Annotated in this window: 19 protein-coding genes; 3 read left to right on the forward strand and 16 right to left on the reverse strand. The window is 45.6% G+C overall.

Features of this window, described 5'->3' with window-relative positions; translation table 11 throughout:
- Positions 1-2 precede the first annotated feature (2 nt).
- Together ACVA58_RS06095 and ACVA58_RS06100 are read right to left on the reverse strand one after the other, a co-directional pair.
- Entirely contained in the window at positions 3-911 is a 909-nt protein-coding gene (locus ACVA58_RS06095; protein WP_446509559.1) for a LysR family transcriptional regulator, read from the reverse strand.
- 182 nt (positions 912-1093) lie between these two features.
- Positions 1094-2083: a zinc-dependent alcohol dehydrogenase family protein gene (locus tag ACVA58_RS06100; RefSeq protein ID WP_446509560.1), complete on the reverse strand. Its 990-nt coding sequence runs from the start codon at positions 2081-2083 to the stop codon at positions 1094-1096.
- 266 nt (positions 2084-2349) lie between these two features.
- Here ACVA58_RS06100 and ACVA58_RS06105 point away from each other — a divergent pair, with 266 nt between their 5' ends.
- On the forward strand, positions 2350-3225 hold the full coding sequence (locus ACVA58_RS06105; RefSeq protein WP_446509561.1) for a radical SAM protein: 876 nt from the start codon (positions 2350-2352) through the stop codon (positions 3223-3225).
- A 73-nt stretch (positions 3226-3298) separates the two neighbouring features.
- Positions 3299-3538, forward strand: a complete 240-nt coding sequence (locus ACVA58_RS06110; protein WP_107351609.1) for an RNA recognition motif domain-containing protein — start codon at positions 3299-3301, stop codon at positions 3536-3538.
- A gap of 69 nt (positions 3539-3607) precedes the next feature.
- Here ACVA58_RS06110 and ACVA58_RS06115 read toward each other — a convergent pair whose 3' ends face one another.
- From ACVA58_RS06115 to helD, 11 genes are all read right to left on the reverse strand, one after another.
- The gene (locus tag ACVA58_RS06115) at positions 3608-4384 is read right to left on the reverse strand and encodes a ribonuclease H1 domain-containing protein (RefSeq protein ID WP_446509562.1); all 777 of its coding nucleotides are present in this window, start codon (positions 4382-4384) and stop codon (positions 3608-3610) included.
- Between the two features lie 176 nt (positions 4385-4560).
- Positions 4561-5241, reverse strand: a complete 681-nt coding sequence (locus tag ACVA58_RS06120; protein WP_446509563.1) for an ABC transporter ATP-binding protein — start codon at positions 5239-5241, stop codon at positions 4561-4563.
- A gap of 35 nt (positions 5242-5276) precedes the next feature.
- Positions 5277-6506 (reverse strand): ABC transporter permease, encoded by a 1230-nt coding sequence (locus tag ACVA58_RS06125; protein ID WP_446509564.1) that lies wholly within the window; start codon positions 6504-6506, stop codon positions 5277-5279.
- 22 nt (positions 6507-6528) lie between these two features.
- Entirely contained in the window at positions 6529-7407 is an 879-nt protein-coding gene (locus ACVA58_RS06130; RefSeq protein WP_446509565.1) for an efflux RND transporter periplasmic adaptor subunit, read from the reverse strand.
- Between the two features lie 938 nt (positions 7408-8345).
- On the reverse strand, positions 8346-9035 hold the full coding sequence (locus ACVA58_RS06135) for a pseudouridine synthase (protein WP_446509566.1): 690 nt from the start codon (positions 9033-9035) through the stop codon (positions 8346-8348).
- An 82-nt stretch (positions 9036-9117) separates the two neighbouring features.
- The gene (locus ACVA58_RS06140) at positions 9118-9471 is read right to left on the reverse strand and encodes a DUF6404 family protein (protein WP_446509567.1); all 354 of its coding nucleotides are present in this window, start codon (positions 9469-9471) and stop codon (positions 9118-9120) included.
- Positions 9472-9854: 383 nt separating this feature from the next.
- Positions 9855-10157 (reverse strand): type II toxin-antitoxin system RelE/ParE family toxin, encoded by a 303-nt coding sequence (locus tag ACVA58_RS06145; RefSeq protein WP_446509568.1) that lies wholly within the window; start codon positions 10155-10157, stop codon positions 9855-9857.
- On the reverse strand, positions 10145-10402 hold the full coding sequence (locus ACVA58_RS06150; RefSeq protein WP_119912617.1) for a type II toxin-antitoxin system Phd/YefM family antitoxin: 258 nt from the start codon (positions 10400-10402) through the stop codon (positions 10145-10147). The genes ACVA58_RS06145 and ACVA58_RS06150 overlap by 13 nt, the downstream gene beginning before the upstream one ends.
- Before the next feature lie 368 nt (positions 10403-10770).
- The gene (locus ACVA58_RS06155; protein WP_446509569.1) at positions 10771-11202 is read right to left on the reverse strand and encodes a GNAT family N-acetyltransferase; all 432 of its coding nucleotides are present in this window, start codon (positions 11200-11202) and stop codon (positions 10771-10773) included.
- A gap of 193 nt (positions 11203-11395) precedes the next feature.
- A complete protein-coding gene (locus ACVA58_RS06160; protein WP_446509570.1) occupies positions 11396-12094 on the reverse strand; it encodes a hypothetical protein in 699 nt (232 codons plus the stop codon).
- Positions 12095-12415: 321 nt separating this feature from the next.
- Positions 12416-14503: a DNA helicase IV gene (gene helD, locus ACVA58_RS06165; protein WP_446509571.1), complete on the reverse strand. Its 2088-nt coding sequence runs from the start codon at positions 14501-14503 to the stop codon at positions 12416-12418.
- Between the two features lie 515 nt (positions 14504-15018).
- On the opposite strand from helD, the gene yccS reads away from it, so the two are divergent.
- On the forward strand, positions 15019-17217 hold the full coding sequence (yccS, locus tag ACVA58_RS06170) for a YccS family putative transporter (RefSeq protein WP_446509572.1): 2199 nt from the start codon (positions 15019-15021) through the stop codon (positions 17215-17217).
- 60 nt (positions 17218-17277) lie between these two features.
- Here yccS and ACVA58_RS06175 read toward each other — a convergent pair whose 3' ends face one another.
- From ACVA58_RS06175 to ACVA58_RS06185, 3 genes are all read right to left on the reverse strand, one after another.
- Entirely contained in the window at positions 17278-17673 is a 396-nt protein-coding gene (locus ACVA58_RS06175; RefSeq protein ID WP_446509797.1) for a DUF2391 family protein, read from the reverse strand.
- A gap of 148 nt (positions 17674-17821) precedes the next feature.
- Complete coding sequence (locus ACVA58_RS06180) at positions 17822-18652, reverse strand: MaoC family dehydratase (RefSeq protein WP_446509573.1); 831 nt, start codon at positions 18650-18652, stop codon at positions 17822-17824.
- 92 nt (positions 18653-18744) lie between these two features.
- Positions 18745-19335: a molecular chaperone TorD family protein gene (locus ACVA58_RS06185; RefSeq protein WP_446509574.1), complete on the reverse strand. Its 591-nt coding sequence runs from the start codon at positions 19333-19335 to the stop codon at positions 18745-18747.
- Positions 19336-19410 lie beyond the last annotated feature (75 nt).

The raw sequence follows: 19410 nt of genomic DNA on the forward strand, positions 1-19410 counted from the left end.
CCCTACCCCTTCAATTCCAGATCCCAATAAGGTGGTGCACCGAAGTGCTGGGCGAAATAGTCGACAAATGCCCGCACTTTTGGCGCAAGGAGCTGTGAACTAGGGTAAATTGCCCAAATCGCAGCTTCATCCACCAACGGGTAGTCTTCGAGAATTTGGACAAGATCTCCCCGCGCCAAGTGCTCGTAGGCTATCCAAGTCGCACACATTGCAATGCCCATCCCATGCACACAGGCATCACGCACCGCTTCACCATGGTCGACTCTGATACTGCCTTTCACCTTGATATTCTGTACACCGTCAGGGGTATCAAAGCGCCACCCTTCCAACCCTGTATGATTAATACAAAGGTGGTTAATAAGTTCTTTTGGGGAAGACGGCTTACCATGCTCAGCAAGATATTGCGGCGAGGCACACATGATGCGCTTATCAACGGCGAGCTTGCGGGCGATCAGGCTCGAATCCTGTAGTTCGGCATTTCTAATAGCAACATCAAATCCCCCTTCAACCAGATCAATAATGGAATCGGTCAGCCTTATATCAACCGAAAGATCGGGATATTTAGCCAAAAAGCCTTTAAGTGCGGGAATAAGGTGCATACGGCCAAAAGACGCCGGAGCAGTGATGCGTAATGTCCCATGCGGCAATCCACCAGCAGCAGTACCCACTGACGCACGGGCCGAGTCGACACTTCGTAGCACTTCTTCGGCGTGGGGCAAAAATGCCATCCCTTCCTCGGTCAATGACACCTTGCGCGTTGTACGATGTATCAAACGCGCGCCCAAACTTTCCTCCAACTTACTGATATGCATGCTAGCCACAGGCGGTGAAAGGCCTAGCTCCTGCCCAGCCTGACTAATGTTATGGGTAGACGCTATCCGGACAAACAGCCGAAGGTGTTCAATATTCATCAACAGGAACCAAATACACGAAGGTTTTATTAGCTTACAACAACATCCCCTGATAGCGGAATCTCACTTTTGTTTTGCTTGGCCAATGTACTCCAAATAGCCAACGAGGTTGATAGGGGTATGAAAAGATGAAAAGGCTTGCACTTAGGCAAGCCTTAAAATAAGAGAAGAGCTTCTGTCCTTTAAGCTATATCAATCATGACCTTGCCAATCGCCTGACCGCTCGCGAGGTGATTATGTGCCGCTGCAACATTTTCCAGAGCAAAACGCTGAGCATCAACGACTGGCTTCAGCTCTCCGGCTTCTGCAATTTTAGCCAGCGCCTCTAGAATTTTGCCGTGCTCTTCGCGGCCTTTGTTGTGGATCATCGGAATAAGCATGAAGATCACATGCAGCGAAAGGCCTTTCATGTGAACCATCGAAAGGTCCAACTCCAGGAACGACAAGGTCGTCGCAATCTGGCCATTGAGCTTTGCCGCCTCAATAGAGTTATTGAGGTTTGCACCACCGACCGAATCAAAAATCACATCAAAACCTTCGCCATCAGTATGCTTTGCCACATAATCCGCCACAGACTCAGCTTTGAAATCAATCGCTGTCGCACCGAGTTCTTCGATAAGGGCTGCTTGCTCGCCTGCACCACCAGTACCATACACTTCAGCACCAAAATGACGGGCAAGCTGAAGGGCAACGTGACCCACACCACCAGCAGCACCATGTACCAATACCTTCTGACCTTGGTCGATACCAGCACGCTGCAAGCCTTCAAAAGCCGTAATGCCAACCAATGGTAGGGCTGCGGCTTCTGTCATCGATAAATTCTTCGGCTTGTATGCAATCAGCTTAGCGTCCGCCAAAATATATTCAGCCAATGTGCCTGGTAAATCACCCAAACCACCCGCACAACCAAAGACTTCATCGCCTATTGTGTACTCTGTGACGCCCTCACCAACGGCTTCAACAACACCCGCGAAGTCCATACCCAATACGGCTGGAGCTTGAGGTGAAAACGGTAGGCCCTCACCCATTTCACGGATCATCATATCGATAGTGTTCACACTGGTTGAGGCAATGCGCACCAACACATTACCGGCTTTTACCTCTGGTTTAGGAAGCTGTACCAGTTCAAAGCCTTCAACACCACCAAATTCACGAATGACCATTGCTTTCATGGGAAATAACCTCTTTATAGAATGCGTGATAAATGGCCCAACACACTTCAGTCGGGCTCATCATTGACTGCTTGGCGACAATTATATGTGGCGTACCGAAAATGATAATTCAGCTCAACAGCGAATGAGTTTTAAGTTTTTATTAACAATTCCTTCATTATTAAATTTTCATTAACTGTCATTTCACGTCCAGCCGAGTTATCAACGTCATTACGTCTCGCTAGACTGCACCGCATCAATTCCGATTCATGTTCGAGGAGTGTCTTATGCACTATGAAGGTAAAATTTATCGCCCTTGGATGGAGGCCGAGAGCGTACTTATCCAAACAACACTCGGCTGCAGTAACAACCAATGTACTTTCTGTACCATGTTTGACGATAAGCGGTTCAAAGTCAGGGATATTGAAGACATATTCAACGATATTGACGAGGCGCGAATGCTTTACCCTCGTGTAGAATCAATCTTCCTGATCGATGGCAATGTGATGGCAATTAGAACTGACATGCTGCTGAAGATTTTGGACAAGCTCAAAACCACGTTTCCAGAGCTCAAGAACATCTCGCTTTATTCTGGCTTCAATGATTTTCGTCGCAAAAGCATTGCTGAACTAAAAGAAATGAAATCGGCAGGCTTGAGCATGGCCTATTCCGGTTTGGAGTCGGGTGATCCGATTGTCCTAGAACGGATCAAGAAGCGCATGACCCGTGAACACGCTATCGAAGGGATGGATATGGCAAGAGAGGCGGGAATAAAGGTACTGGCATCATTTATTTTCGGCCTTGGTGGAAAAGCACGCTCTGTGGAGCATGCGGTCAATACCACTAGCCTGCTCAATATCATGCAGCCGGATGCCATTGCGCCGATGGCGCTGGCAGTACAACCGGGTTCGGAGTTAGAAAGGGAAATTAATCGCGGTGAGTTCACCCTGCCGACTCCCCTGCAAATACTGGAAGAAGAAAAATACTTGCTGGAGAGCTTGGTTGACTTTCCGTGTTACTACTGGGGCGACCACGGTAATAATATCTCGCCAATGCGCGGTATGTTACCAGCGGCACGCCAGCCGTTCTTGGACAAAATCAATCAGGATATTGCCCATAATCCCATCACTAAACAGAACATGATTCAGACGTTTGCTTGGTAGGTATTATTTATCTTGGTTTGCGTAGGCGAACCTGCGACAATCCGCACGTAACTTATCATCCAGATGGATAATCATGAAACTATTAGTTCGCAACCTAGCGCGCACCACTGCTGAGCATGAAATCCGTGCTCTATTCTCAACTCATGGTTCAGTAGCAGAATGTACTCTGGTTTTAGACCAAGAAACAGGCCAGTCAAAAGGTTTTGCATTTGTTGAAATGCCAAATGACGATGAAGCGAAAGCAGCCATCACAGCCCTGAATCTGACCAGTTTGGCTAAAAGCAAAATTCGAGTTAAGAAAGCTGACGCGTAATTCAGTTTCTAATACTGAAAAAGCCAGCGTGTAACACGCTGGCTTTTGTTTTTCTGGGTCTACGCTTAATTAGCCAGCTCGCAATGCGAGAATTTTTGAAATATCAGAGGTCTCACGATACAAACTCAAACCTTCCTCTTTAGCGTCAATGGCAACAATCGACATACGGTCAGCCAGTTCATTACCTTCAATCCCGACGTGGCCATTAACATGATGTATCACCACTTTCTTTTCGATTTCTTGGTATAACGCATACATAGGTTTAATCAGATCGAGGTTCTTAATATCACCTCCAGGCCTCACCCATCCTTTCGATTTCCAGCCTTTCGCCCACTGCGTGATACACTGGATCGAATAATTAGAGTCACAATAAATAGCCACGGTATAACCTTTAGCTATTTTCTCTTTTGCCAGTAAAAATGCCTGATTTAAACCATTGAGCTCCGCGGTATTATTGGTACCTAATGATTGATACATGCCGTACCACAACTCGGTCAATGTATTGTTTTCGTAAACTGAAATCCCTGAGCCAGCTTCACCGGGATTAGGATCACAACCGCCGTCAGTGAATATCTTTATCTCAAATGGCATATCATCAATTTGAGCCTGAGTCAGCGGTGCTTTTTTAGGCTTGCTTGTCTTAGAAACGGATTTAGCACTGCTTGGTTTCTGAGCCGACGGGTTGCCCGCTCGCTGTCCCCCAAATGCACACTCTGCTTCTTCTCTCGTTGGAAACGACTTATATTTTGCGCCTGCAAATTTATCAACTTGCGCCTTACACTCAGCCCAAGATGTAAAAATGCCCGTTTTTCGTCCTTTCCAGACGACATAATACTTTTTAGCCAACCCAATGATCTCCTAAGCAAGCTCCTTAAATCGACAACCAGTATCTATGGCAAAGATCATCAAGGCAAGCGACCAAACTGAAAAGTATGCATTTATACTAACGTCACTTCATGGCCAATCATCTTGTTATTAAAACTTGATATTGAACATACTCGGTACGGTGATCACCGTTAAGGTCAAAAGATCCTGCCATCTTGCATTTCAATTCGACGACGAGCACGCTGTGCTTTTTCGAGATCATGCGTCACCATAACCACCGTCACTCCCTCAGCGTTTAGTCTTTCAATAATATGCATGATTTCTTCACCGGTCTTATGATCCAGGTTACCCGTCGGCTCATCAGCTAGCAAAAGTGACGGCGAGCCAACCAACGCTCTGGCTATCGCGACCCTTTGCCGCTCACCACCTGAAAGCTCATGAGGTTTATGGAGACCACGCTTGTTCAATCCGACCTTGCCCAACGCTTCTTTGACTTTTTTCTCGCGCTGCTGGCTAGTTAGTTTTCGATAAAGAAGAGGCAATTCGATATTCTCGCAAACATTAAATTGCGGCAGCAGATGAAAAGCTTGAAAGACAAACCCAATTTGATGGTTGCGTACATGGGAAAGATCAAAGTCTGAGAGCTCGTCCACCCGGGTACCATTGAGGACATACCGCCCTGTTGTCGGTGTATCCAAGCATCCAATGATCTGCAATAAAGTCGATTTGCCAGAACCGGACGTACCGGTTATCGCAATGTATTCCCCGGCACATATGGAAAGAGAAACAGCGTTTAGCGCAGTGACATCCGTTTGGCCCATCGCGTAAATTCGGCTAACTGTGTCCAACTGCACCAATGACGATACACTTTCCCCCATGTATTTATCCTCATGCTTTTTCGTATCGGCAAAAATTACTCTCGCTTCAGCGCCCGAATAGGGTCAAGCCGAGAGGCAACTAGAGCAGGATACAGCCCCGAAACAAGTCCCACTAAGCAAGCTGAGCCAAGCGCTAACACAAGGGCGCTTGGTGTGATCATCACCGGAAAGTTACGCATTGTTGCAACCACAAACACCAGCACAGCTCCCAAAGCGAGACCAGAAAGCCCCCCAATCGTGGTAAGACAAGTTGCCTCAATAATAAACTGGTTTCTGATGTCTTTATGCGTTGCTCCCAATGCCCGGCGCAGGCCAATTTCTTCGGTCCTTTCACGAACCGCCACCAGCATCACATTCATAATGCTAATTCCGCCCACGACCAGCGATATGGCCGCAACACATGCCAACCAAAAGGTCATCGAGCGAGTGGCATCGGCCATGCTCTCTTGAAGTTCAGTTAAATCATTAATGATAAAGTCATCGGGTTTATTATCTGGAAGTCGGTGCTGACGCCGCAAGAGTCGCTGTATATGACTGATGCTCTCACTGATCTTATCTTGGTCATCAACCCGAATGTGGGCATAGTGGATAGTTCCTGGACGGGTTTTACTCAACCCAATAATACGTAGCTTGGCCGTAGAAAGAGGTATAAGTACCCTGTCATCTTGGTCCATCCCTCCAGGGGACTGCCCCTTACGTTGTAATACCCCAATAACCTTAAAAGGGGTTTGTCCTATTCGAATGGTGTTGCCTATAGCGCTATCACTATCAAACAATGCAGTGGCGACACTTTCTCCCAGTACTGCTACCTTCTTTGCTCGCTTTTCTTCATACTCGCTGAACATGCGTCCTTGCGCTATTCCCCACTTTCTGAGTACTAGATAGTCACGAGTCGTACCTTGTATCCTGCTGATCCAGTTACGAGATCCGTAAATGACCCGCCCCTCGGCAAAGACAGACGGAGAGGTGGCTAAGACATTGGGGACTGAATTCCGTATAGCCGTAATGTCATCGACTGTGAGCGTCGATGAGTGCCCTTGCATTCTCACACCACCGCTTTCCATCACATCGGGTTCGATAAACAGTAAATCGGCACCTAAGCTTTCGACCTGCTGTAATACTTGATGCTGACTGCCCGCACCAACGCCTATCACGGTAACGACTGCCGTCACACCAATCATTATGCCCAAAATCGTCAGGGCACTACGAAGTCGATGACGATATATAACTCTCAGCGCATTAGAAAGATACAACCAGTAGCTCATTGCGTTAAAACCTAATTAACATTTAGCGTATCCCGCCTGACGTCATCGACTCCTCAATGCGTGAAGTGTAACTCGCATTTGTGCTGTCAGATGTCTCATCGGTGGTGATCTCAACCACGGCTGTCATGCCGGGCAGTAATGAGTCACCTGTGTTTTCTACCGATAAAACAACGGTATAGGTCACGACATTATCAACAACCAATGGGGCGACTCTAATTTGTTCAACCTTAGCTATAAACCGTCTCTCACCATAAGCCGGTACGGTAAATTCAGCCTCCTGTCCTGAACGGATCTGGCCAATATCGGCTTCATCAATTCTGGCGTGAATTTCCATTTCATTTAAAGTGTGGGCGATTTTAAATAACTTAGGCGCTTCGAGACTCGCCGCAACGGTTTGTCCACTCATTACTTCACGGGATAGCACTACACCATCAATGGGGGCAAGAATTTCGGTGCGGGATAAGGTCACTTTTGCTTCTTCCAACTCAGCCTCATGGCTAATCACAACAGCCAGTGCCTGCTCCAGTTCAGCCTCCGCAACCCATACATTCGTCTCTGCTTCTTCCAAACTATTCTGCGACACAGCTTTACGTTTATTAAGGGCCTTTATTCGCTTCAAAGAACGTATAGATTGACGTAAAGATGCCTTCTTCATTGCGACCAACGCCTTTGCATTAAGCAAAGAGGCCTCGGCTTGACGAATCTGGGCTTCAAAAAATTTCGGGTCGATACGTGCGATCGTTTGTCCCTCTTGGACAACATCATTAAAATCAACCAGTAACTCAATTATCCTGCCTGATACTTCAGATCCGACTTCTACTTCACCTACGGGCTTCAAGGTTCCCGAGGCAATCACCAAGGGTTCCGGTTCATAGGTGGAATCAGGCTTATCCGGTTGCATTAATCCAAGTGGTGGGGAATATTCCGGCTCATGGTTAAAATCATTACAAGCCACAAGCAAAGGAAATATGAGGTAAATTATAGAGCGAAACCAATAAACAGAATACATCGATATAATAACTCCGAACTAAAAAACATATATCACCTTAAAGAAAAACATCCTTTGCATACAAGACAATGAGTTAGCGACAACAACTTGTGCTGTCGCTACCATATATTTAGTTAGTAACCATAGTAGTGGTCACACTTGGAATAACTGTATTTTTTCTTAGACCCGTAATACTCATTGCTAGATTTACAGCTTTTCGACTTATACTTGGCTTTTTTATACTTAATTTGTGGCTTGTATTCGTGTTTATAATCAGGCTTATAATCATGTTTATAATAGGATTTATAGCTGTAAGCGTGAGCACCTGATGACGCAGCTGCCAGTGCTAAGGCAGTGAATATGCCAACTAACTTAATATTCATTGGAATAGTATCCTAGTTATCAATATTGATGTTACTCCTGTATTCACATGTCTACTCCATTAGACAGGTAATATTTATAGGTACAGGCTAATAAATATGCAAAAAACAAAGATAAACAACCATCCTATTTTTGAGACGGACTAACTATCTTATTAACAATTCCAAGCGGTTATTTATTTCCAGCTAAAAAGCCAAAAAAACGCGATATTTTATCCTATGTACTACTTCAGCGTTAACCATTAAGTATTAAGCGGGGTGAATTACGGCTATTTAACAGCATCTACCAATGCGTTTTATACATTAACTAGACGGTATAATGGTTGTCGACATGAGCAGCACGAGTGTGTTCAACACTCGGAGTCCACGCATAGTGTAACTTGTCAGGAGAGTTCCTTAAGGGTTGGGTTACCAACTGGATGAAATACCGCAACCTGAAGGGAGAATGCCAAGCGTTAAAAATCTCTGATCTTACTTAACAAATGACTGCACTTCACTGTCAGTTAAATAGCGCCATTGACCAACCTCAATATCAATGCGAACGTCTCCAATCGCTTCCCGGTGAAGTGAAACCACTCGGTTACCAACTGCAGAAAACATCCGTTTTACCTGATGAAATTTACCTTCGGTAATTGTTAGAAGAACTTCTTTGGCACCAAGAATTTCTAAGACCGCTGGCCGTGTCAATTGTTTCTCGCCTTGCAGCTGGATGCCTTCTTTGAACTTTAACGCTACATCGTCTGCAATCGCACGAGACAAACCGACACGATAAACCTTACTGCACTCTTTCGTTGGCGTAGTGATATTAAATGACCAGCGTCCATCATCGGTAATCAAAACCATACCCGTTGTGTCTGCATCTAAACGACCCGCTATGTGAAGTTCAGAAACGTTCTCAACGTTTAAGTGATTGAATAAAGATGGGTAAACTTCATCAATATTAGAGCAAATAGTGCCCGCAGGTTTATGCATGAGAATATAGCGAAAATCTCGTGCCTTCAACTTCATGCCATTCAACAATATCGTATTATTTTCATGAACCTGAGCGGCTTCATTTGTTACAACCATGCCATTAACATCCACCTGCCCAGAATTGATCCGTTTGACGGCTTCGGCTTTGGTTAACTCGGTACTTTTACAAATAAACTTATCAAGGCGCATTACAGGTATTTCTCAAGGTGAAGAGCGGTTGCCCATTATCCTGTCTTACGACCAATTATCAACAATTCACAAAAAAGAAGAGCTATTCCCCCAAAGAACGCCAGTCCGTAAGTTTTAATTGTGTCCGCCTAACAAAATAAAACGTAGACATAATTAGCCCAAACAGAACGCCACCAATCAGCGCCATATAAACAGCTTCTAGTACTGGCTTACCTGCATCGTTCCAAGCCATGAACCAATTTAGAACTCCCCAAATCGGGGCAAAAGTCACCGTTGAAATTGCACAATTATTAATGAAAGTCTGATAGTAAGGAGGCGGAAAGCACAGACCAATTCTGCGCAGTAGCTTAGCCATTGGTGGGTTGTAATTTGACTTCCATACTCCCTTTTCATTCAGCTCTTTATGTGCGAATTTAAGCTTCGTTTCATAATCCATGACACTGACTCCATGACTTCCGTGTTTGACGGCGGAAGAACCTACTAACCAGAATTAATTCTAGTATCCACAGCGAAGATCACCAAAACAAGTTACTGACTCACAAAACGATAAGTCCTTCTAACGAATGAGGAACCGCAACCGCGTAGTGTCACCAGGGTCATGGCATCGAAAGCCAGTAAACAGACCGAATGTAGAGCGGCAATCCCAACCTTTCATTACTTGACGCTGTTGTTGACAACCGGGGGAGTACATGTAGCCCTGTTAAGTTGCAGACCAACGCAATGAGCAACCTAAAGCAACACGACGATTACACTTAAAATCATTGGAACCAGAAGTCACTGCCTACTTAAACAATTTGTATGGCCGCTCATCCCCAAAGGTTATTGTTTACTCAACAGGAACTTACGCAAATCTATCTCAACACGCATAACAAATAGAATATATACTTTGTCGCCATCTTGTTTATAGAGAACACGGCACGGGTTCACGACAACTTCACGATAACTTAGATGTTCTAACTCAGGCGGAATACGACCCGATTCAGGAAAAGCCTCTAGACGTTCGACTTTAGAGAAGAACGTTTGAACCAATTGTTTTGCCGCTACGACATTTTCAAGTTCGATGTATTCAGCGATATCAGTGAGGCCAGATAACGCTGGTTCAGTCCAGATTATTTCAGCCATTTTGACATCTTGTCCTTGGCTTCTTCGTGACTAACCACTTTACCGTCAGATAATGCACGCTCGCCTCGAGCAATTCCCTCAAGAATTGCCAAACGATTTTGCATAAACTCGTAATCATCAACATCAACCAAATATGCCGATGGCTTGCCGTGTTCGGTAATTAAGACAGGTTCCTTAGTATCGTGGAGATCTGCAAGAATTTTAGTTGCTTGACGTTTGAGTGATGTAACTAGTTCTACTTTCATAAGAGCCGCTCCAGAGGAATACTAAAGTGATACTATTCTATCACTTTAGTATAGCAAGCCCCATGACGAGTAATGCCTCGCTAAGCAGCCAAAACAATAACTGCAACTTCAGCACACCGCCGTAAACACCCAAGCCGTTGCACATCTAAACTGCCTCGTGTTTTTGGTGCTTGAATTGCTTATATACTCTTGATTTAGAGCCACTAGATCTTCAAAACAATGCCTTGTCTATAAGCTTATAAATTATCGCTGAACCTGCATCTTGAAGTAGCTTGGGTATATGTGATTTTTCTCACCACATACGGAAACGCCCAAAGTTATTAGCTTTGGGCGCTTCTTCTAACAAACTGGTTACGACAAACCGAGCTTTAAAGTGTCATATGCAGAATTGGAAAGGGGTTTCCCATATCATCAAGTGGTGAGCGCGAAACGACTTTGAAACCCATATGCTCGTAAAAACCTACTGCCTGTGGATTTTGTTCGTTTACATCGACTTTGGTTGCGCCTAACTGCCCTATTGCGTATTGCAGTAGCACTTTTCCAACACCTTGTCCTCTTGCCTCATTTAAGATAAACAGCATTTCAACCTTTGAGTCGTGAAGACCCACGAAACCTAGAATTGAACCACTTTCATTTTTCACACACCTTAACGTGACAGCAGGAAAAGCCTGCTCAATGATAATTGGTTTAAAAAACTCAATATCTTCTTCTGAGATGAAATCATGAGTTGCTCGGACTGAATTTTCCCAAACACTAAGCATTTCTGCGTAATTGTCAGGAAGCACATTTTCTACAATCATTGTGTTTGCTCTAAAGTTGACTGAAATTCATGTGCAGCCGCGAACTCGCATTCTAGCGATAAGATGTATAAATTGTCCACAAATCACATAACGCCCTTGTGAAGTTGCCCGCCTTAAATCCAAACATTACACCGTAATCACAAAAGCCAATTCAAACTGAAAATGCCGCGTGTTAATCGTGTTGATGCATTTGTTATACGCGCAGCTTAATTGAACTGCTAGCTAATTGTTTAGTTTCTGATAAGTTTTGATACCAATTATTAAAAACCAATTCAAATTCAGTAAAAGACACCGTACCAAAATCATAATATCTGTATCTATTTAGTACATCAGTCACTTTCTGTTGATTAATTAATTGAGACGTAAATCTAACTGCTGTTACATGAGCTGTACTAAGTCTATATCTGCTATCAATCGTGGTGCGTAGTGAAGATTCTTTATACCTATTTCTAAATTTATTTCGTAACTCATTCAAACCTTCCCCAATAGGAAACCCTTGAATTAAAACGCAAGATGTTGACGTTGTAATCCCCTCAAATTTAATATCTATCGGCTCTGAGGCTTGCATACATTGTTTAAAAATTTCAACATATGAAAAATCATTGATGTCATCCAGTTGGAATCCAGATATGCAGCTAATAATAGAGAGAATAGTTAGGTGTAATTCTTCTTCTGGATAGTAATATTGCTCTGGCTCAACTTTCTGTAATTCACATAAGAAATCAGTTATCTTTCGGCTAACTTCATTACCATTGTTTTGTAGATAAGTTAAAGCAGTAATACCTCTTCGAGTATCGTTAGGATCATTAATTAACGTATCGATATCACATTGACCACTTTCTATTCTTGGATAAGAAGAATCCCACATTCCATCATAAATTGTCTTTAGCACAGATATTTCCTCAACCAAATTAGCACCTAACAGCTTTATATAAAGAATCGTGCATCATTACAATTCATCATACCACTCAAAACAGATATTTTGATCATCCATTAATCCACTTATAAAACAATGGCATACATCAATCTCTGTGAGTTGCAATGATGAATAATTCGTCATATCACATTCATTATTTGTGATAATTAATGTACCTCGCAATTATTATCTGTACCTTTCAAATTTGAAGAATGATCGAGCGATAGCGACAAAAAAACGAGCCAGCTAACGGTAGCTGACTCGCTTATTAATGAGTGGCTGAAGGTTAAAGCAATATTACTTTTGCTTCGTCTTCACTCGCTTGATTTTGTTCATTACCGGATAACCATCATCGATCAGTTCATTGACGAACGTTGATGGCTTCTCTGGCTCGGCGCAAACCCATACGTGTTTCTTGGCACGAGTGATTGCAACGTAGAACAATCGGCGCTCTTCGGCGTCGGTGAAGCTTTCACCGCGGGCTTGCAGGCAAGCAGCCAATCCTGTATCACGGTCAGGCGCCGGGAACACACCGCGGTTAACATCCAAGATAAACACAAAGTCGGCTTCACGGCCCTTACTGGCATGGCAGGTCATAAAGTTCAGACCAAGATGCGGCCACTTCTCTTGCCATTGCTTAAGCTTTTCAGGTCGCTGGTTGTTATTGCGCCCCAATAGCAAGGTGGTCACGTCGCCTTTTTGTTGCGTCGCCAGTTGTGCCAATTCCTGATCAATCAAATCCTGACATAACAAGGTCACAGCTTTGCGCTTTTGCTTTTTGAAGCTGGTGAGATCTTTTTTCAGCTGGTTCGGGTTCTGCTGAATAAAGGCATTCGCCACTTCGCCGATCATATTATTGAAGCGGTAAGTGGTATCCAGCTCGGTAATATGGCAAGCACCAAAGCGCTGTTCAAATCCAGTTGTCAGGTTCACATCGGCACCGGCAAAGCGGTAAATCGCCTGCCAGTCATCGCCGACGGCAAACAAGGTCGGTCGGTGCACTTTGTCACCGGCTTGGCAAAGTGCTTCAATCAACGCCAACCGGTGCGGTGAGATATCTTGGTATTCATCTACCATGACAAACTTCCAAGGCGGGATGAACTTGCCCTCTTTGACGTACTCGGTCGCCCGCTGGATCATGGTGTTGAAGTCAATCTGTTTGCTGGTCTTCAAGTGCTGCTCGTAGGCACGGTAACACGGCCACAGCAACGCCAGCTCGCTCTTCATCCGAGCACGCGCCGATTCGTTCTCGTGCTGCTCAATACTCTCGACCAACTGGGACTTGTTCGCACCGCGCTGGCCAATCAATTCAATATGACGCCAAATCCAAGCGGCCAGTTGCTCACTCTTGGCCTGCTTTTCCATCGAGTTATCCGATTTAAAACCAGGAATACGCCATTGGGTAAGGTGCTTCTGCCAACGTTTAGCTGAAGCGGCCGCTTCCCATTGCTCAGTCAATATTTTAGAGATCCATTCTGCACGGGCTTTTTCATCCAGCGTCACCGGCGAGACGCTTGGCATCTCACTCTCAACAGCTCTGATGATTTGTGTGCCCAAACTGTGGAAGGTGGCAACCTTGATACGATCGCTGACCTTGGCAGCCAAGCGCTCGCTCATTTCTTCGGCGGCTTTGCGGCCAAAGGCCAACATCAGGATTTCTTCTGGCTGGCTCTGTTGATTGGCAATCAGGTAAGCAGCACGGGCAACCAACACGCTGGTTTTACCGCTACCGGCACCTGCAAGCACCAAGTTATGGTCCTGGTTAATCAATACCGCTTCACGCTGAGTTGGGTTTAACGGCGAAGATTCAAACTTATCGAACCATGATGACCACTTTTCGGTTTCTTTTTCCAACCACAGGCTGTTAGCCTCTTCCACCCATTCTTCATTCCCTTCAAGCCATGGCTCAACTTTCTCGAATGCCAACGGTCGGAAGGATGCCGCCAATTCACGGGTTAACCCGGTTGCCGCTAAGGAGTTCTCTAGGTAACGGTGTAACTGGCGGTGGGAAGATTCACGCAGATACCCTTCGGCTTCAGCATAGCCATTAATACGGGTTAGCATTTCCGGTAACATGTTATCCAGCCTTTCTACCCGACCCTGCGCCCAGTTACGGTAGGCTTCAAGCAACATGTTGGCAAATGCCTTACACTGCTGCCATGGCAAACCATGTATTGTCCAACAATACTCTTGATCAGCGGAGGTCAATTCAAAACTGCCCCACATCACACCACGATGAACCTCTATGGCGCCATCCCACTCATCGAAAGGAATTTCTTCTGTTTCTGTCTGGCTATCAAGTACTAAACAATTATCACCAAGAGCGATACTGCAATAATCACCTTGGGCGAGCCATTGGGCCAGCCACCCTGCTGTTAAACGCATTCTGTCACCAACACTCAACTTACTTCTACTTACGCTAACTTTTGCGCATATTATTAGATATATCTAACCTAATAACGAAAAAACGACTTGGACTTAGAGTATCAAGTTATATAAATTTACCCAAGCACACTCACCCTGCGGGCGTTCACCAAGGTGCCATTTCTGCCACTCAAAGTCACTTGGGTATACAATAGCGTCCAAAAATAATTTATGCGTAAATTTTCTGCTAATTAATATGGGTAAGCTGACCTTTTGTGATGTTTTTTACAGTGAGTTGTTGGGATTTTATACAGACAAGGCTTTCATATGTCGTTGAGTGACTTGATAAACCGCTAACGCAATAGACATTGCCAACAAACGCTGCCCGAAGGCTTCGGCTAGATGCCCCCTGGCGAACAAAACTTAAGCGCAAACGGTCAGCTCGACCTAGAAACAATGATTTTTATAGGGATTTATTCCGCTTGGTTACGTAAGTTTGCTATCTTTAGCGCTTCACTAGGAAGACCATAAAAACAATGACAAATAGCCGCTTACAATTGACTTTGCGTCGTTACTGGGCGAACGACCGAATAAACTACAGCATACGCGTACTGATCGCCTTGGTTGGGGTTGCTCTCCCCTGTTGGTACCTACAAGCAACGTCAGAAGTTACACCATTAGTACTCGGGATCATTGCTTCAGCATTGGCTGAAACCGATGACAACCTGACCGGGCGGATCAAGGCCTTAATCACCACCTTGCTTTGTTTCGTTCTCGCTTCTTTTTCTATCGAAATCTTATTCCCTTACCCACCACTGTTTGCCATTGGACTTTTTACTTCCACCTTTGGCTTTATCATGCTGGGGTCAATGGGCGCTCGATACGCCAGCATCGCTTTTGCTTCGCTGCTACTGGCGGTTTACACCATGCTGGGTGCCGATCAAAGTACGAATTTATGGTATCAGCCCATGCTGCTGCTCGGTGGCGCAACATGGTACGGACTACTGTCACTGAGCTGGCAGGTTATATGGCCGAACCAACCGGTTCAGCAGAGCCTATCAAAAGTGTTTAACGAACTGGCCTGTTACCTTGATAGCAAAAGCCAACTATTCGATCCTATTGCCGATTTGGTCCCGCAACCGCTTCGCCTACAAGCCGCGACCAAGAATGCCAAAGTGGTTAGTGCACTCAACGATGCCAAAGCGACGCTGCTGCACCGTGCCCGACGCGGCCACCCGAATGAAACCGGAGATAAGTTCCTCAATATCTACTTCTTGGTGCAGGATATCCACGAGCGTGCGAGCTCCTCCCACTACCGCTACCAGGATTTGGCCGCAGAATTCCAGCGCAGTGATGTACTGTTCCGGTTCCAGCGTTTGCTCGCGCAACAAGCGAAAGCGTGTCGAGAAATTGCTCATGCCCTGGCAATGGGGAAATCCTACAGTCATGGCATTGCTAGCGTAAAGGCGCTGGATGAACTGCAAGAGTCCTTGTTCTACCTCAAAAACCAGAACGACCCCAAGCGTCGCGTGTTTATCAACCAGCTAGAGTATCTGTTTAACAACCTCGCGACGGTTGAGCGCCAGCTATCGAACGTCAGCAACCCGGATGTGTCGACCACCGACAGCGCCCGTGATAATGAGCTATCAGATACCGAAGCCCGCAGCATGAAAGAACGCTGGCAGCGGATCCGCACTCAGCTTGACCCTAGCTCAATGCTGTTTCGTCATGCGCTGCGGATGGCTATCGCCCTAACGGTCGGTTATGGGATCATTCTCGGGCTTGATCTCGAACGGGGGTATTGGATCTTGCTGACAACCTTGTTTGTCTGCCAGCCTAACTACAGTGCGACCCGCCAGCGACTCAAACAACGTGTTATCGGCACCATCGCCGGTTTGCTTATCGGTATGCCTTTACTATTCCTGTTCCCGGGGCAAGAAGGCCAGCTGGTATTAATGGTATTTACCGGTGTGATGTTCTTTGCTTTCCGTACCGCCAACTATGGGGTAGCGACGATGTTTATCACCTTGCTGGTATTGTTCTGTTTCAACCAGCTTGGCGAAGGGTTTGCGGTTATCTTGCCTCGTCTTGGCGACACCCTACTGGGCTGTTTACTGGCAGTATTGGCGGTCAGTTTTATCTTGCCGGATTGGCAGGCTCGCCGTTTACACAAGGTGATGTCGACTGCCGTAGAGAAAAACCGTGATTATTTGGCGCAAATTATTGGCCAGTACCGTATCGGCAAAAGAGACTGCTTGAGCTATCGTATTGCCCGCCGCGATGCCCACAACACCGATGCCCAGCTTAGTTCAGCGATCAGTAATATGTTGCTGGAGCCAGGTCGCTATCGCATGGCAACCGATGAGAGCTTCCGCTTCCTCACGCTAAACCATGCCATGCTGAGCTATATTTCAGCGCTGGGTGCCCACCGTACCCAACTGGAAGATGAAAGTACCCATCACTTAGTTTCGCTGGCCCACAGGCAAATCCACCAGCATTTGGATTGCTTGGCAGCCCAACTGGAAGGAAACCACTGCGCCCAAGCGCCAGAGTCAGATAGCGAGCTGGATCAACGCCTATCGTTATGGCGAGATGAAGATTCAACATCGGCTCGTATGGTGTTGCAGCAACTGCACCTTATTCAGCGCATGCTGCCTGAGCTCCATTCTCTTGCCAATAAACTCGCGGCGAGAACAAGTGGAGATATTGAGACTAAAAGCAAAGAAGCCACTTAACTGAATGAGAACAAGCTCCCTTGAAACCTGGTATGGTTTGGGGAGCTTTTTCGTTTAGGCTTATTCTTTATCAAAGCTATCAACAATAATCGCGCCCATCGAAGCAGGCATCGCGATAACGACAATGCGCTTGAATGAGATCAGAGGGTCTGAAAGTAGCGGTAATTTATCTAATGCCAATAAGATAAGAGAGACGACGACCGCAGTAATAATATAAGCAATCACGATACGGAAGATAAAACCACCAAGGCGGTGCTTTATGTTTCTCTGAAATACACTCTCATAGGTAAAGATACCAAGGAAAAACACCGCTAAACAGAACAACATCACCAAGTTTAACGTGGGTAACGTTTCACCTAATCGCCATGCTTCCTCAGAGAAAGAGATTGGGACAGCAAGTGCAAATGCGCCTACGCACACCTGACTTGCATCTTCCATATTAAAATTCAACATGATGTTATCCAGCAACATTAACGTACAACATCATGATGGCTCATCACGCCAAAAAAGAAAATTTTGTCGTAAGGCTGGTTTTTTTCATAGAGCGCGCTGATGAAATTATCCCGCCGCCGCTACAAACGCCATTTCAACCAGCAAGTTCGGATCAGCCGTACTTTGCTTCGACCAACGGCTTCCCTTCACTGTTGAGTATCCTTAACTCCCCTTCTTGCGCTTCCAATTCTACGTTCGATGGCAAGAAAGCAGGTCGACGGAAAGTAAACTCAGCATGTTGAACAGGAGATTCAATCGCGGCGAACATCCGTGCCACCGAATACATGCCATGGATGATTGGTGCTCTAAAGCCAAATATCTTGGCCGTCGCCCAATGGAGATGAATGGGATTATAATCACCAGAGACAGAAGCATAACCACGTGCTAACTTAGGAGTTAGAGATAAAGTTTCAAGCCTTGACCAAGTATGCTCCTCTTGTGCTTCGGAAGGACAGGGAGGCTTTATTTGCTTACCTGAATCTGACTTTCGCCCTCTAACCAAACAACGGCTGCGATATCCCGCCTGATAGCGCCCCTCTAGTTTGAAGACCCCTTCCAGCTCAAATTCCATTCCCTTATCAGTTTTACGACACGCAATAACGTCAAGAGTGAAATCATACGGCTTTCCTATTTCCAACGGCATTTCTTGTTGAAAACTGACATAGGTATGGATCATACCCAGTAGCTTCAGTGAGGCTTCAGGATGGGTAAGCAACAACAGCTGTGCGGGTTGAGTAGCGACAAACAAGAAAGGAAGTGGGAGGGTATCTTGCGGTAAGCCACAGCAAGCGTTGTAACGGTTGACGTCATCGCTCTCAAAAATAAAGCCGTCGATAGTAACCGCTATCTTTGGCAAAGGTTCAAAGCCCTTTTTAAACACCGCTTTTACCAACAGTGAAACGGAAGACGGTAGTTGGCTTTGGTTGATGGAAACAATGGTCACATCTTCATCCTGACTTTGAGGCTGAAAGTCATAGTCCCAAGTAACGTCACGCTCCTTAGGACTATGCTCTTACCCATTACATTGGCCGGGCCTTATTTGTGTAAAGGCTTAGAGGCTGGTGATAGCTCCAATCTTTCAACCAATGAAGTGAGATAACATTGCGCCACTTTGGCAAGGTTGGGATAGAAACACGAAATGTTGTCGACCTGTTGTACCGTTTCCAGATAGCGGAAAGCCCATGGCAGCAGGTGCTGTTCAAGTAGCTCGGCACTGGCATCGTATTTTTCTGATTCCATCAACTCAACGAAAGCCAACAACATCAAACCAAACTGGTCATCCGGCTCACGCATGTGAGTATCGAGCGTTATCCCATTGCTGGCCAAAAAACGTCGATATTCAACCGTGGACTCTCCCATGACGATGCTTTCCTTATCAAGGTACACCGATCCCCATGGTGGCGCAGACATCTCACCCAACCCTTCAAACAACAGACTGAATTCACATTCAAGTTGTTCAACAGGTAAGCCATTTATCTCTTGGATTAGAGCACTGACTTGTTCTTGGCCTTGCGATTCAAAATGCTCTGGCAAATCGGCAAGAGCCGGTAGAATTGCTTCAGCGGATGGGTGCGTTGGAGAGTAGTAAAAAAGGAAACCTAAAAGTCTAGGTACAAGGGTTATCATCTATTTTTCCCTGAACGAAATGTGATTATACCAACGAGAAGCCTGCCGTTGCCCAACCCTACCATACGCCTTCGA

It is taken from the genome of Photobacterium sp. DNB22_13_2 (assembly GCF_052873915.1).